The organism is Mesorhizobium sp. M2D.F.Ca.ET.226.01.1.1 (genome assembly GCF_004022705.2).
Taxonomy (GTDB): domain Bacteria; phylum Pseudomonadota; class Alphaproteobacteria; order Rhizobiales; family Rhizobiaceae; genus Mesorhizobium.
In genome coordinates, this window is record NZ_RZOY02000005.1 from 423,601 (window position 1) to 437,965 (window position 14,365).

At 62.9% G+C, this 14,365-nt stretch carries 13 protein-coding genes; 6 read left to right on the forward strand and 7 right to left on the reverse strand.

Translation table 11 applies throughout. The features are described 5' to 3' along the window. Position 1 precedes the first annotated feature (1 nt). The 3 genes from rpiA (at position 2) to gor (ending at position 2,827) form a co-directional block, all read left to right on the forward strand. Complete coding sequence (rpiA, locus tag EN869_RS14690; protein WP_127226489.1) at positions 2-733, forward strand: ribose-5-phosphate isomerase RpiA; 732 nt, start codon at positions 2-4, stop codon at positions 731-733. Continuing rightward, positions 720-1,319 (forward strand): DUF2059 domain-containing protein, encoded by a 600-nt coding sequence (locus EN869_RS14695; protein WP_127226490.1) that lies wholly within the window; start codon positions 720-722, stop codon positions 1,317-1,319. The genes rpiA and EN869_RS14695 overlap by 14 nt, the downstream gene beginning before the upstream one ends. 119 nt (positions 1,320-1,438) lie before the next feature. Continuing rightward, the gene (gor, locus tag EN869_RS14700) at positions 1,439-2,827 is read left to right on the forward strand and encodes a glutathione-disulfide reductase (RefSeq protein ID WP_127226491.1); all 1,389 of its coding nucleotides are present in this window, start codon (positions 1,439-1,441) and stop codon (positions 2,825-2,827) included. 148 nt (positions 2,828-2,975) lie between these two features. Here the strand turns inward: gor and mgtE are convergent, their stop codons facing one another. The 3 genes from mgtE to EN869_RS14715 form a co-directional block, all read right to left on the reverse strand. Further along, a complete protein-coding gene (gene mgtE / locus EN869_RS14705) occupies positions 2,976-4,340 on the reverse strand; it encodes a magnesium transporter (RefSeq protein ID WP_127226492.1) in 1,365 nt (454 codons plus the stop codon). Between the two features lie 379 nt (positions 4,341-4,719). Next, positions 4,720-6,612, reverse strand: coding sequence for an ABC transporter ATP-binding protein/permease (locus tag EN869_RS14710; RefSeq protein WP_167498571.1), 1,893 nt, complete (start codon positions 6,610-6,612; stop codon positions 4,720-4,722). Between the two features lie 355 nt (positions 6,613-6,967). After that, entirely contained in the window at positions 6,968-7,444 is a 477-nt protein-coding gene (locus EN869_RS14715) for a DUF6252 family protein (RefSeq protein ID WP_127226494.1), read from the reverse strand. Positions 7,445-7,554: 110 nt separating this feature from the next. Between EN869_RS14715 and EN869_RS14720 the strand changes: the two genes are divergently transcribed. Beyond that, entirely contained in the window at positions 7,555-8,058 is a 504-nt protein-coding gene (locus EN869_RS14720; protein WP_245519972.1) for a hypothetical protein, read from the forward strand. 36 nt (positions 8,059-8,094) lie between these two features. On the opposite strand, the gene EN869_RS14725 is transcribed toward EN869_RS14720, so the two are convergent. Next, positions 8,095-8,778, reverse strand: coding sequence for a DsbA family protein (locus EN869_RS14725; protein ID WP_127226496.1), 684 nt, complete (start codon positions 8,776-8,778; stop codon positions 8,095-8,097). A gap of 40 nt (positions 8,779-8,818) precedes the next feature. Further along, positions 8,819-10,639, reverse strand: coding sequence for an extracellular solute-binding protein (locus tag EN869_RS14730; RefSeq protein ID WP_127226497.1), 1,821 nt, complete (start codon positions 10,637-10,639; stop codon positions 8,819-8,821). Between the two features lie 297 nt (positions 10,640-10,936). Here EN869_RS14730 and EN869_RS14735 point away from each other — a divergent pair, with 297 nt between their 5' ends. Beyond that, a complete protein-coding gene (locus EN869_RS14735) occupies positions 10,937-11,557 on the forward strand; it encodes an invasion associated locus B family protein (protein ID WP_127226498.1) in 621 nt (206 codons plus the stop codon). Positions 11,558-11,622: 65 nt separating this feature from the next. Here EN869_RS14735 and hspQ read toward each other — a convergent pair whose 3' ends face one another. Together hspQ and EN869_RS14745 are read right to left on the reverse strand one after the other, a co-directional pair. Next, entirely contained in the window at positions 11,623-11,946 is a 324-nt protein-coding gene (gene hspQ, locus EN869_RS14740) for a heat shock protein HspQ (protein ID WP_167498572.1), read from the reverse strand. Between the two features lie 212 nt (positions 11,947-12,158). After that, complete coding sequence (locus EN869_RS14745) at positions 12,159-13,370, reverse strand: UbiH/UbiF family hydroxylase (RefSeq protein ID WP_127226500.1); 1,212 nt, start codon at positions 13,368-13,370, stop codon at positions 12,159-12,161. 101 nt (positions 13,371-13,471) lie between these two features. On the opposite strand from EN869_RS14745, the gene EN869_RS14750 reads away from it, so the two are divergent. Further along, complete coding sequence (locus EN869_RS14750; RefSeq protein WP_167498573.1) at positions 13,472-14,362, forward strand: DUF2182 domain-containing protein; 891 nt, start codon at positions 13,472-13,474, stop codon at positions 14,360-14,362. Positions 14,363-14,365: the final 3 nt, after the last annotated feature.

The following is a 14,365-nucleotide window of genomic DNA, read 5'->3' on the forward strand; positions in this document are numbered from 1 at the left end:
CATGGATGCAAGGCAGTTGAAGGTCGAAGCCGCGCGGGCAGCGCTTGCCCATGTCGGCGACGGCATGCGGCTCGGCATCGGCACCGGCACCACGGCCGAAGAGTTCGTGCGGCTGCTGGCCGAGAAGGTCGCGACCGGCCTCAAGGTCATCGGCGTGCCGACCTCGGAGCGCACCGCGGCACTCTGCCGCGAGCTCGGCGTGCCGCTGTCGACGCTGGAAGAGACGCCCGAACTCGACCTCACCATCGACGGCGCTGACGAGGTCGATCCTGATCTGACCCTGATCAAGGGCGGCGGCGGCGCGCTGCTGCGCGAAAAGATCGTCGCCGCGGCTTCCCAGCGCATGATCGTTATCGCCGACAAATCCAAGATGGTTGAGACCCTCGGCCGCTTCCCGCTGCCGATCGAGGTCAACAAATTCGGTCTGCGCGCCACCGAGATCGCGATTGGCGCGGCCGCTACCGGCCTCGGCCTTTCCGGCCCGGTTACATTGAGGATGACGCAGGGCCAGCCATTTGTTACAGACGGCGGCCACTTTATCCTCGATGCATCTTTTGGCCGCATTCCGGATACAAGAGCGCTTTCGAATGCTCTCTTCGCCATTCCAGGCGTTGTCGAGCACGGTCTTTTCATCGGGCTGGCGTCAACGGCCATCATCGCCGGCGGCGACGGCATCCAAACCGTCCATGCCGCCCGAAAACCAGGGAGTTCTATCGACCATGATGTTGCATAAGCGGGTTCGCCGCCTTTCGATGTTTCTGGCGGCCTCGGCCGTCCTTGCGCTGTCCGCGCCGGTGTTTGCGCAGGATGTCAGCGAATCGCACCTGAAGGCCGCGCGCGCGGCTGTCGCCGCGATCCATGCCACGGACTCGTTCGACAACATCCTGCCGCAGGCGGCTGCCGCGCTGGAGTCGCAGCTCATCCAGAAGAACCCCGACATGCAGGAGCTGATCGGCAAGACCGTGACCGAGAAGGCGCTTGGCTTGGCGTCACGGCGCGCCGACCTCGAAAAGGAGGCAGCGCTTGCCTATGCCAAGGTGTTCTCCGAGAAAGACCTCAACGATATCGCAACCTTCTACAGTTCCGATGCCGGCAAGAAGCTGCTGGACAGCGGCCCCGCGGTGACGCGCGACCTCGTGAAGGCCGCCGACATCTGGCAGAACGGCGTTGCCCGTGATCTGGCCCAGCAGGTCGGCGAGACGCTTGCCGCCGCCGCCAAGGCCGCGGCGCCGGCAGCGCCGGCTCCGGATGCCACCGCGCCCGCCGACGGTTCGGCGCCGGCCGATGGCTCGGCTCCCGCCGACAATTCGGCGAACTGATCGGCTTCAAATCGGCCGGTCGACGCTGGACCACAAAGCCCGGGTTTGCCCGGGCTTTTCTTTTGCCTTTTTGCAGCCTACCTGTGACCCGTCTTTCTCATCCGCAGGAGCCCATCGCGATGGCCGGTTATGACTATGATCTGTTCGTCATCGGCGGCGGCTCGGGCGGAGTAAGGGCGGCCCGGGTGGCGGCGGCTCTCGGCAAGCGCATCGCCATCGCGGAGGAATACCGATATGGCGGCACCTGCGTCATCCGCGGCTGCGTGCCGAAGAAGCTCTATGTCTACGCCTCGCAATTTCCCGAACATTTTGTCGATGCCGCCGGCTATGGCTGGACGGTGCCCGAGGCAAGCTTCGACTGGCCGACGCTGGTCGCCAACAAGGACAAGGAGATCGCGCGGCTCGAGGCGATCTACAAGCGCAACGTCGAAGGCGCGGGCGGCGAGACGTTTCACTCGCGCGCCGTTCTGGTCGATCCGCACCACATCTATCTGCAAGCCGAGGACCGCACCGTCAGCGCCGACCAGATCCTGATCGCCACCGGCGGACGACCGGCGCCGCATCCGGCACTGTCGGGGCACGAATACTGCATCTTCTCCAACGAGGCCTTCGATCTCAAGCAATTGCCGAAGGCGATCATGATCGAGGGCGGCGGCTATATCGCCGTCGAATTCGCGAACATTTTCCATGGCCTGGGCGTCGACACCACGCTGGTCTACCGCGGTCAGGAAATCCTCAGCCGTTTCGACATGGATCTGCGCCGCTCGCTGCACGAGACGATGGAGAAGAAGGGGATCAAAATCCTCTGCCCCGCGGTTTCGGAATGGGTGCGCAAGACCCCCGAGGGCAGGCTCGACGTGCTGCTGTCCTCCGGCCAGACGCTGACGGTCGACCAGGTGATGCTGGCGATCGGGCGTATCCCCAATACCGAGAATATGGGCCTGGAAGGCGTCGGCATCGAACTGAGCAAGACGGGCGCGATCGTGGTCGACCAATATTCGCGCACCAACCTCGACAACATCTGGGCGATCGGCGATGTCACCCATCGCGTGCAACTGACGCCGGTCGCGATCCACGAGGCGATGTGCTTCATCGAGACCGCCTTCAAGAACAACCCGACCGCGCCGGACCACGACACTATTCCGACGGCGGTATTCTCGCAGCCGGAGATCGGCACGGTTGGCCTGTCGGAAGACGACGCGGTCAAGCGCTTCTCCGACGTCGAGATCTATCGAGCATCCTTCCGCCCGATGCGGCATACGCTGTCCGGCCGCGACGAAAAGATGCTGATGAAGCTGGTGGTCGACGGCTCGACGAGGAAGGTGCTCGGCGCCCATATATTGGGGCCGGATGCCGGCGAGATGGCACAGCTTCTCGGCATCCCGTTGAAGGCGGGGCTAACCAAGGATGATTTCGACCGCACCATGGCCGTGCATCCGACCGCGGCCGAGGAACTGGTGACGATGTACAAGCCGAGCTATCGCGTGAAGAACGGCGAACGCGTCTGATCGCCGCGTGGCATCCGCCGGCGATGCCAGCGGCTGCCAGCATGGCTCTGGATCGTTTCACCGTCTCACGGAACGGTGAAACGATCTATCTCTTTGTTTTGTCGCAATTTCCAGGCGGAAAACCGCTCACACTTTTCCTGAAATTGCTCTAAAGCAACGTGCCGCGCAGGATCACCAGCGCCACCGAGAAGTAGATGACCAGCCCGGTGACATCGACCAGCGTGGCGACGAACGGCGCAGACGCGCTCGCCGGGTCGAAGCCGATGCGCTTCAGCGCGAAGGGCAGCATCGATCCCGACAGCGAGCCGAAGGTGACGATGCCGATCAGCGCCGCCCCCACCGTCGCCGCGATCAGCATCCAGTGCGGACCGTAGTCGTAGAAGCCGAAGTACTGCCACAGCGCGATGCGGCAGATACCGACAATGCCGAGGATTGAGCCGAGCACCATCCCGGTCGGCAGCTCACGCAGTGCCACCCGCCACCAGTCGCGCAGACCGATCTCGCGCAGCGCCAGGGCGCGGATGACGAGCGATGTCGCCTGCGAGCCGGAATTGCCGCCGGAGCTCATGATCAGCGGGATGAAAAGCGTCAGCACTATCGCCTTCTCCAGCTCGCCCTCGTAGCTCTGCATGGCGTTGGCCGTCAGCATCTCGCTGAGGAACAGCGCGCAGAGCCAGCCGGCCCGCTTCTGGATCATGGCGAGGAAGCTCATCTTCATGTAGGGCTCGTCGAGCGCCTCCATGCCGCCGAAGCGATGCACGTCCTCGGTCGTCTCCTCGACCATCGTATCGATGATGTCGTCGATGGTGACGATGCCGAGGATCTTGCCCTGATCCACGACCGGTAGGGCAAGCAGGTCGTATTTGGAGATCGTCTGCGCCAGCGTCTCGCGATCGGTGAGCGGCGTCACCGTCACCGGCATGCGATCAGGCGCCACCGACAGGATCGAATCCTCCGGGTTGCCCGTGATCAACCGGCGCAACCCGGTCGAACGCAGCAGGAGCTGCGTCTCCGGGTCGACGATGTAGATGGCGTAGATGGTTTCGCGCGTGCGCTCGACCTTGCGGACGTAGTCGAGCGTGCGGCCGACGGTCCAATCCGAAGGGACGCTGACGAACTCCGTCGTCATGATCGAGGCGGCGCTGCCTTCCGGATGTCCCAGGATGGAGAGCAGGGTCGCGCGCAGCGGCGGGGCCAAAGCGCCGAGCAGCTCCGAGCGGGCCGGTTCATCAAGCTCGCGCAGGATATCTGCCGCGCGGTCGACCGACATGGCGGTCAGGAGCTTGCTCGCCTTCGGCCGTGGCAGGGCCTCCGCGAGTTCGGGCGCTGCTTCGAGTTCGGGTTGGTCGAAAATCTCGACCAGCCGCTCGAACGGCACGGCGCAGAGCAGCTCGATGGCTGTCTCGCGGGGTTCGTGATTGAGGGCGTCGACGACGTCGGCGACGTGATCGTTGGCAAGAACACGGGCGACGGCGACGGCTTCGTCGTCCAATACAGGTGCGAATTCGTTCATGGCTCACTCCTTGCCGTCCGGCAGGACGTGAGCCGTCAGGTCACGTCAGGGCGGACGGCGATTGCGTTCGACTGTGACTGTCGCCAGGCATGGCGGGTTGACCTTTCTGCTCGCGGGGTAGCGCATGACCCCGAAAATCGACTTCGATTTCGGAAAGGATCATGCGTAATTCTAGGTTTCTACAGCGTCCTTTACGCGTCCGAAGGACGCGTGGCGCTGTAGTTGGAAATCAGCGAGCGCGCGCAACATAGGAGCGGTTTTTGCCGAGTCAATCGCGAGGGACGCCGAAAACGGATGCGGGCAGGCCGGATCGCGAGACTGTGATCGAGGACAGCTCAAGCCGGGCCACAGCCGCCGGTCAAAAGGCTTGGTATGACTGCTATTTCTGCTTCATCCGGCGAAAGCGCAGCCATTTGTCCTCGGTCGGCCGCGGCGGCTGGACGAGGATGGTGGTGAGCTCGCGCGGCAGGCTGGGGGCGAGCGGCTTCTTGGTGGCGACGCCATCGGCGATCGCGACCACGCTGTGGTAGAATTCCTCGCCGGCAAGCGAGCGCGGCGGCACCGCTTCGTGCATGACGCTGATGACGGTGACGTTCGGACAATTGTCCTTGATCGCCTGGTGGAAGGCGATCTTGCCTTCGGGGTCGAGCGCCCCGGTCGCCTCGTCGAGGAAGAGAAGTCCGGGCTGCTGCAGGATGATGCGCGCGACCACCAGCTTCTGCTTCTGGCCACCCGAAAGCACCTGGTCCCAGATCTTGCCTTCGCGGCTCTCGTCGGCGAGATGCTCGATGAAGTCGCCGAGGCCGGCCTTATGCAGGGCGGCTGCAACTTGCATGTCGCCGTGGTCGTGTTCGGAACCCGGTAGGCAAACGAGCTGCTTCAGCGAAACCTGCTGCAGCTTGACCTCCTGCGCGGCATAGAAACTCGTCACGCTTTCCGGGAACACGATGGTGCCGCGCCCATAGGGCCAAAGGCCATTGATCGCCTTTATCAGCGAGGTCTTGCCGCAGCCGGACTCACCCTTGAGGAAGGTCCATTCGCCGCGGCGGAAGCGGAGGTTCGCGGCGCTGAGGAAAGGTGTGGCATCCTCACCCTGATGTGCGAGCTCGAGCTTCTGGATGGTGAGGCCGAAGACAGGATTCTGGGTGGCATAGCTGAAGTCGGAGCGGCCGGTCTGCTGGTAGAATTCCCGCGGGTGCTGGACGTTCTCGATGGCGTTGGCGAGCTCGGTCACGCGCTGGCTGTTGGCTCTGAGCGTTGCGATCGCCGGCATCACATGGATGAACCATGAGCACTGGCTGATCAGCTGGGCGACCATTTCAGAGCCGGTGATGTAGCCTTTGTAGTCCAGGCGGTTGTGGATGAACGACAAAAGGCCTGGCGCGTAGGCAACGATGCGCGCGCCGACGAAATTGTAGATCAGCTCGAACGAGGTGTAGCTGGTGTTGACGATGTTCAGCCGGCTCCATGTCTTGTCGATATCGACATAGAGCCTGTCATGCATCGACTTCTGCACGCCCTCGCCATGCGAGGCGGCAACGTGGAAGCTGCGGCGCAGGAATGTAATCAGTTCGCTGCGGTAGCTGCCCTCGGCCTGCTGCATGCGGACATTGAGCCGCTCGAGCAAGCGCCCGAGCTTGACCGCGAGCCAGGTGTTCAGCGGCACGTAGATGGCGACGGCAAGGAAAGCCAGCACCGCTGTGCCGTAGCCGCCCAGGAATTCCAGGCCTTTGACCTCGACCGAGGACCCGATCAGGTTTTCGCCGATAAAATAGAGCGACGTCGCGACGCCCAGCACGCCCATGGCAAGCCCGATGGCTCCGCCGGTCATGTCCTTGATCGATTCCTGGATGCGCTGGTCGATATTGTCGGGAGCGACGATGCCGCCGGCCGCCGAACCATGCTGGGCATGGAAATGGGTATGGTTGCCGTCGAGCAGGGCCTGGTTGAACTGGTTGTTCAGCCAACCGCGCCATTTGCGGTGCAGGGTCGTTGAAACGAGGTTGCGCACGCCGGTGAAGCCGGCATCCTTCAGGATCACCAGCAGCACAAGTATGCCGGCGTTGGTCAGGATGGTCTGGAGCGGATGGGTGTTGGCGGCATCGTGGAGGAAGGCGATCGAATTGCCGAGTTCGCCCAACGCCACGGCAAACCAAACGCCGGCCTTGCTGGAGAGAGCGGTTAGGGCCGCGATGACGAAGGTGAGCGTCCAGGCTTCCTTCCACCGGTCGGAGAACCAGTAGGCTCGCATCAGCCCCCAGAATGTACGCATCGACGATACCGGCGTCAGGGACGAGGTCTTTGCCTCGCTGGATGTTTGCTCCGGTACTGTACGTCGCGGTCTACCGACCCCAGTCACGATCCCGCCCAAACCTTTCTAGTTTTGTTACACAGGGTAACACCAATTGATCATTTTCCATTAATTTTCTGCCGGGAAATGTGAACAGGGTTACCCGCCGTGGCGCGAAGGCAACAGAACGGCCGAGCCGAGGAGCCGCTCACCAAGCTGATTTCGACTTTCATTCCAGCGCGTTAAGGCGATTGCGCCAACCGGCGGCCACTTTCCCTTAGGGAAGCTAAAAACACGGGTTTGTGAACGAAAAACAGGTGCCGATCTGCCGAAATGGCTACGGCGAGGTCACCGGAATGCCCGAAAATTTACCGTCCGCGAGCTCTTCAGGCTTGCCCGATTCGTCTTTTCCAGAGGCGCTGAAATGGCCAGAGACGGTCCTGCTCGCGGCGTCGTATTTGTCGATGACGATCTCGCCGCTCCCGAAGCGGACATGGCCGACCATGGCGCCGGAATCGAGAATGTTGAAGTTGGCGCTGTTCGCGGCGGAGCCGGTCTTGAGCGGATAGCTGCCGGCAAAGTCGTTGGGATCTTTCAGCACCAGCATCGAATTGAAGGTCATGGTGGGTGAGCCTTGCTCGGTTCCCGAGAGATTCAGCATCGGCTTGCCGGCCATCTGCATCATCTGGGCCAGGGTGAAAGACGCCGTCCAAGGTTTGCCTGCGAAGGTTGCCGACATTACGGCTTCCTCGGCGGACACGTGCTGCCAGGCCAGCGGAAGCCCCAAAGCGAAAGGCAAGGACAGCAGCAGCAACGCGCGATGTCTGGCCGCCATATGGTCTCCTCAAAATCAATCAAACCCTTGGAGTTTCTAGCTCAGCGCCGTGTTCCGAGCGATTCACCAGATCGTGTTCGGGCAGCCGGATGGCATTTGACAAGGCGGCTTCCTGGGTCGAACCTACCTGGCGATGGTTGATGTCGAAGGGGGATGACATGCCTGCACGGATAGTTGCCGCCGCGCTGCTTGCTGGTTTCACCTGTCTGTCGGCGGCGCATGCCGGGAACCAGAGCATTCCAGCCAGCGCCGAGGGCCAGATCGAATTCAATACGCCGTCCGGCAATATCGGCTGCATCTATACACCGAAGGGCGGCACCAGCACTTACCAGCCGCGAGACGGTGGGCCGGAGCTTTCCTGCTCGCGCGTCGAGCCGAGCTACGTCACGGTGATATTGGGCCCCAAAGGCCCGGCGACACTGATCAAGAATCCCGGCGAGCAAGGCTGTTGCGGTGACGTGACCAAGCTCGGCTACGGCAATAGCTGGAGCCAGGGGCCGTTTTCCTGCCAGTCGTCGACGAAGGGACTGAGCTGCACGGGCAGCAATGGCCACGGCTTCTTCCTGAGCAAGGCCAAGGCGACCGCGAAGTAGCAGCGCAATTCAAACGGAACTGCGCACAAGGAACACTCAGCCCGCGGCGGTTTCCAGCTCGCCGCGCGCCTTGGCTTGAGCCACCTGGCGGATGGCGTCGGCAAGCGTGTCGGCGTCCTGCGCGCCCATCACCGCATATTTGCCCTCGAGCAGGAAGCAGGGCACGCCGGTGATGCCCATGCGCGAGGCGGTGGCAATCTCGTTGCGGACGGCCTCGACGTCGGCATCGGTCGGCAGCAGCGTCTCGACCACCGATGCATCCATGCCGGCTTCGCCGGCGGCCTCGGCCAGCACCGCGAGGTCGCCGATATTGACGCCTTCCTCGAAATTCAGCTGGAAGAGGCGGCGCACCAGCCGGCTCTGCACGTCCTCGCCGGCGGCGCCCGCCCAGCGGATGACGCGATGAGCGTCGAGCGTGTTGGCCGCGACCTTGATGGCGCCGAAGGCGAAGTGGATTCCCTCGGCTTCGCCGAGCGGCTCGATGCGCGCGTGGATCTGGTGGATGCGCTCCTCACTGCCGAATTTGCCGAGCATGTATTGGCGGCGATCCATGCCGCCCGCCGGGATGGTCGGATCGAGCTGGAAGGGCCGCCAGCGGACATGCACGTCGATGTCACTTGCAGAGGCTATGGCCTTGTCCAGCCGCTTCTGGCCGATGAAGCACCAGGGACAGACGACATCGGACACCACATCGACGGTGATGGAGTTCTCGGCACTCATGCTCGTCTCCTGTTTGGTCCTGATTGGGGCTGGGCTTGCGTCAGTTGGGCTTTCGCCACCAGGTCGGCAGCTGATAGCCGAATATGGGGGTTTTTTGCGGATGTTCCAGATAGGTCCAGTAAGCCAGCCACTGCTGCGTGTTGTATTGCATCGGCACGATGTAGTTGCCGGAGATCAGCAGCCGGTCGAGAACGCGGACCGCGGCGACATAGTCTTCCTTGGTGCGGGCATTCAGCATCGCGTCGATCGCCGCGTCGATCGCCGGATCGGCTACGCCGGCCAGATTGAACGATCCTTCCGTTTTCGCGGCGACCGATCCCCAGCGGCCAAGCTGCTCGCTGCCGGGCGACAATGAGTTGCTGAAGCCGCTGGTGCCGATCAGCACCTCGAAGTCGTAACGCTGCTTGCGCGACTGGATCTGGTCGCCATCGAGCGTGCGGATGCCAACACCAATGCCGATCTTCTCCAGCGTGCGCTGGTAGATGGCTGCCAGCCGCTCTTCATCCTGCGACGACGTCAGGATCTCGAAGCCGAAGGGCTTTCCATGCGCGTCGAGCATCTTGCCGTCCTGCACGTGGAAGCCCACACTCTTAAGCAAGTCGAACGCTGCTTTGAGCACCTTGCGGTCCTGGCCCGAGCCGTCGGTAACCGGCGGCCGCCAGGTGCCGTCCATGACGTCGGCGGGCACGCGGCCGGGGTAGGCGGCAAGCAGCGCCTTTTCGCGATCATCGGCCGGATGGCCAAGCGCTGAAAGCTCGGAATTCTGCCAATAGCTCATGGTGCGGTTGAACTTGCCGCCGAACAGATTCTTGTTCGCCCATTCGAAGTCATAGAGCATCCCGAGCGCGCGCCGCACGACCGGGTCGGCGAATTTCGGCAGCCTGGTGTTGAACAGGAAGCCGGTCACCACCGGAGGGATGCCGGTGTTGAAATACTCTTCCTTCACTTCGCCCCTGCGGAAGGCCGGAAAATCGATGTCGCGCTCGCGCTTGACCGGATCGGTCTCGTCATCGAGGGCGCAGATGCCTTTCTTGAACGCCTCCGTCTTTGCGTTGGCGTTGAGAAAATACTCGATGGTGATCTGGTCGAAATTGTCGAAGCCGCGCTTCGAGGGCACGTCCTTGCCCCAGTAATCCGGATTGCGCTTGAAGACGATGCGCTGCCCCGGCTGCACCTTGTCCACAGTGTAGGGCCCGCTGCCGATCAACGGCTTCAGCGTGGTCTTGTCGAACGTATCCTTGTCGAAGGCGTGCTTGGGGACGATCGGCGTCAGCGCGACAATCAGCGGGAATTCGCGATTGGCCTTGTCGTTGAAGGTGAATTTCACGCTGTGGTCACCGGTCTTTTCCAGCTTAGCGATCATGCTCATGCGGTCGCTGTAGGGTGGGCGACCCTTGTCCTTGAAGACGTCATAGGTGAACAGCACGTCCTCCGGCATCACCGGCTGGCCGTCCGACCATTTTGCATTGGGGTTAAGGTGAAACTCGATCGACTTGCGCTCCGGATCCATGTCGGCGCCGTCGGCCAGCAGTCCGTAAAGGCTGAAGGGCTCGTCGTAGTTGCGCTGCATCAGCGGCTCGAAGACGAGATTGCCGTAAACGGTATCGATCATGCCGCGCGCGGTGGTGCGAAGGCTTTTCAGGATGAACGGATTGAGGTTGTCGAATGAGCCGACGACGCAATAGGTGACGTTTCCGCCTTTCGGCGCGTCCGGATTGACGTAGTCGAAATGCTGATAATCGGGTGGCAGCGCCGGCTCGCCTTGCATGGCTATGCCGTGCTTCGGCTCCGACTGCGCCGAAAGGAGCGAAAGAGCCAGAAACGAGGTCGCGGCGATCAGCCGAACGAGAACGCGGTCCATGACCGTCTCCTTGCGGGGCGGCTTTTGTGATTCGGCACGCACCGTAGAGCATTTCGTCCCCCGATTGAATCGGCGCGCCAACGGGAATCGGGTTCAGCTGGCGCATCGCCAATCGAGGCTCGCCCTTGGGGACATGAGGCCACGAAGAAATCGCGGAAACCGGGCTGGATTCGGCGCCCCTGGCAGTGTAACACGCGCTCCGAAGTCATCCTGTTGCCTCATTTGGGCAACAGGTAGCTGGACCACACGGCACGAAGAAGCCGGTCCCCGGGATCATTTGAGAGGAAAGTGCACCATATGACGATCAACGCGTACCGCCTTTCGGTGCTGGCCGCAGGCGTGGTCGGCGTTCTGGGCGCCGGGCTTTTCACCGCCTCGGCTCAGCAGCAGCCGCAGATCCCTCAGGGTTGGTTCAAGGCCTGCACCAAGCAGGAAGATGTCGACATCTGCAATGTCCAGAACATCGTCACCGCCGGCAATGGCCAGCTCGTCACCGGCGTCAGCATGATCGAGCTCAAGGGCAAGGTGAACCGCAAGGTCTTCCAGGTCACGGTCCCGACCGGCCGTCTTATTCCTCCGGGCATCGGCCTGCAGATCGATGGCGGCAAAGCGCAGAAGCTTGATTATGTGATCTGCTTCCCGGATCGTTGTGTCGCCGAAGTGCCGCTGACGGACCAGCTCGTGGCGTCTTTCAAGAAGGGTCAGGCGATCTCGCTGACCTCGATCAACTTCCAGAACCAGCCGAACCCGATCAAGATCGCGCTGACCGGCTTCAGCGGCGCCTATGACGGCCCGCCGCTGCAGCAGTCGGACATCGAGGACCGGCAGAAGAAGCTGCAGGACTTCGTCGCCAAGAACAACCAGGACTTCGCCAAGAAGCTGAAGGACGAGCAGGACAAGGCCAAGACCGCGAACTGATCGCGCAAGCGCCGTCCAGAAAACAAAAAAGCGGGGCAATTTGCCCCGCTTTTTTGTTGTCGCCTTCAATGCTTCGAATGGCGCTTCGGCTCGTAGCGGCCGTCCGGCAGCTTGTCGAACATCTCGCCGATCTGCGGATGCCGCACCGGCTCGCCAGACCGGTCCTCGAGCAGGTTCTGCTCGGACACATAGGCAATGTATTCCGTATCCGAATTCTCCGCGAGAAGGTGGTAGAAAGGCTGGTCCTTGCGCGGACGCACGTCGGCGGGAATAGCTTCGTACCATTCCTCGGTGTTGGCGAATTCGGGATCGACGTCGAAGATCACGCCACGGAACGGAAAGAGCCGATGGCGAACCACTTGCCCAATCGAGAACTTGGCCGTTTTCATCGCACTCACCATTGGGCGTCCCTGCTCGACGCAAAACGCCCCTAACATCTTGAAATTACGCGCTACGCCGCCAAAAATCGACCCCGACTTTCGGGCTGTTGCCTATTTGGCGCAGGTGCTGCCTCAATTCAATGCCGCAGTCCATGCCGCAAGCCACGGATGGGCCGCGCGTAAGGTTTCGCGGGCGGCGTAGAAGACGCCGCGAGTGACTTCTAATGCTCGGCCGGTTTGCGCAGGCCGCCGGCAAGCGCACGAAAACCGCTGCCGGGCCGCAATCCCTCGCGCATAAAGAAGGCGCGCAGCGGGGCGAAGCTGCCTAGCGCGCTGAGACCGGCGCTGCGCGCCAGCTGGGCCGGCAGCATATCGGACAGCAGCGACATGTTGAGCAGGTTCACCGCGCCGCTGCGCGCCCATATATCGGGCCTGCGCCTGGTGTCGTAGGCGGCAAGTGCCTTGCGCGACCCGGGATCGTCACGGTTTTCGGCCGCGATTCCAATCAGATCATCGATATCCCTGATACCAAGGTTGAGGCCTTGCGCCCCGATCGGCGGAAACACATGTGCCGCCTCGCCGACGAGCGCGACGCGGTTTTGAGCGAAGCGGCCGGGCGAGGCCGCGGACAAAGGATAGACCTGGCGGCCGGGTTCGACCGAGACACGGCCAAGCATCGACTGCATTTGCTCCTCGACGCGCGCCGACAAGGTTGCGTCGTCGAGCGCCGCAAGCTCCTGCGCCGTTTCCGGCTTCACCACCCAGACAAGGCTCGAACGCTTGCCTGGCAGCGGCACCTGCGTGAACGGTCCCGTTTCGGTATGGAATTCGGTCGAAACGAAGCCGTGGTCGCTGCGGTGGCCGAAATTGAGGACCAGCGCGGACTGCGGATAGGGCCGCGCGGAGGCGCGAATGCCGGCGGCTTCCCGGGCCGGCGACAGGCGCCCGTCGGCGGCGACGGCCAGGGAGGCGGAGATTTCGCTGCCATCGGCCAGCCGGGCATGGGCCCGATCGGTCTCAAGGCGCCACGATTCAACAATGGATTTCAGCCAATTGATGCCGCGATGCGATGAGACGGCCTTGGCGAGGACAGGGATAAGAACCTTGTTCGGCAGGTTGAGCCCGAACTGTTCCTCGCCAATCTCGCTGGCGCGAAACGTCACGGTCGGACTGCGGATCAGCCGCCGGGTGGCGTCGACGATGTGCATCACCTTGAGCGCCGCCGCCTGCGGCTTGAGTTCGGCTAGCACCCCCAGCCGGTCGAGGACTTTCAGGGCCGGATTCATGAGCGCCGTGGTGCGGCCGTCACCGCTGCTGGCGTCCGGGCCGACCAGCGTCACGTCAAAGCCTGCGTCGGCAAAGCCGAGCGCCGCGATCAGGCCGGCCGGACCGCCGCCGGCAACCAGAATGCGGGCTTTGTCGTTATGCTCCACGCCAGGCTTCCACGATGAGAGGCCACCCGTCAGGCCTTTGTATGGATATAGGTCAGACCGGCCGGCTTGATCAACGCGGCGATTCAGCCCATTCGATGGCCATGAGCGGCGAGCAGCATGATTTCAGCCATCTCGATCGCGCCGGCCGCGCGACGGCTGGCGTGGCGCGCAGCCCACGCCTCGCGGTCATGCTGACGATCGGCATCGGCATCGCCTTTGCCTGGTTGCTTCTCGGCGCGATGGCGATTCGCGGCGCTGAAAGCCGCCTGGTCGGGGCGCCCGGCGACATGCTGCTGAAAAACCTGCCTGGCCTCCCGCTGCCGGTTTTCCTGGACCGGTTCTTCGCTCTTTGCCTTGCGCCGGCGCCACTTGCCAGCCCGGCCGGCCTGCAAGCGCCGGCGCTCGTGCTGATGTGGTTCCTGATGGCCGTGGCGACGATGTTGCCGTCGGCCGCGCCGCTGATCCGCACCTATTGCGAAATCGCCGACACGGCGAGGATCAAGGGGGAGCCCGCCGTTCATCCGCTGGTGCTCGTCGCTGGATACCTCGCGACATGGTTTGGCGCATCCGTGGCTTTCGCGGCGTTGACGCTCGCGGTCTACGCCTTTGCCAATTCCGGCCGGATGCTCGATCCAGCCGTCGGGCTTGCCGGCGCCGCCGCGCTGCTCGTCGCCGGTCTCTATCAGTTCAGCGGCCTGAAACAGGCATGCTTGGAAAAGTGCCGCAACCCGTTCTCGATCCTGTTCGCCAACTGGAGCGCGAAACCGGGCCGCATTTTCCGCCTGGGGCTGGAGCAGGGTGTGTGGTGCCTCGGCTGCTGCTGGGCGCTGATGCTGGTGATGTTTGCCGTCGGCGCGATGAACGTCTTCTGGATGGCGCTGATCGGCCTGTTCACCCTGATCGAGAAACAGACCACCGGCAGGGTGGCCAGCCGGGTTGCCGGTGCGATACTGCTTGTGTGGGCGGCTGCCCTTCTATTAGTTTCGGCGTAAGGG

Coding starts and splice junctions, on each gene's coding strand:
- rpiA (WP_127226489.1), top strand. CDS start 2: ATGGATGCAAGGCAGTTGAAGGTCGAAGCCGCGCGGGCAGCGCTTGCC.
- EN869_RS14695 (WP_127226490.1), top strand. CDS start 720: ATGATGTTGCATAAGCGGGTTCGCCGCCTTTCGATGTTTCTGGCGGCC.
- gor (WP_127226491.1), top strand. CDS start 1,439: ATGGCCGGTTATGACTATGATCTGTTCGTCATCGGCGGCGGCTCGGGC.
- mgtE (WP_127226492.1), bottom strand. CDS start 4,340: ATGAACGAATTCGCACCTGTATTGGACGACGAAGCCGTCGCCGTCGCC.
- EN869_RS14710 (WP_167498571.1), bottom strand. CDS start 6,612: ATGCGTACATTCTGGGGGCTGATGCGAGCCTACTGGTTCTCCGACCGG.
- EN869_RS14720 (WP_245519972.1), top strand. CDS start 7,555: ATGGCATTTGACAAGGCGGCTTCCTGGGTCGAACCTACCTGGCGATGG.
- EN869_RS14725 (WP_127226496.1), bottom strand. CDS start 8,778: ATGAGTGCCGAGAACTCCATCACCGTCGATGTGGTGTCCGATGTCGTC.
- EN869_RS14730 (WP_127226497.1), bottom strand. CDS start 10,639: ATGGACCGCGTTCTCGTTCGGCTGATCGCCGCGACCTCGTTTCTGGCT.
- EN869_RS14735 (WP_127226498.1), top strand. CDS start 10,937: ATGACGATCAACGCGTACCGCCTTTCGGTGCTGGCCGCAGGCGTGGTC.
- hspQ (WP_167498572.1), bottom strand. CDS start 11,946: ATGAAAACGGCCAAGTTCTCGATTGGGCAAGTGGTTCGCCATCGGCTC.
- EN869_RS14750 (WP_167498573.1), top strand. CDS start 13,472: ATGAGCGGCGAGCAGCATGATTTCAGCCATCTCGATCGCGCCGGCCGC.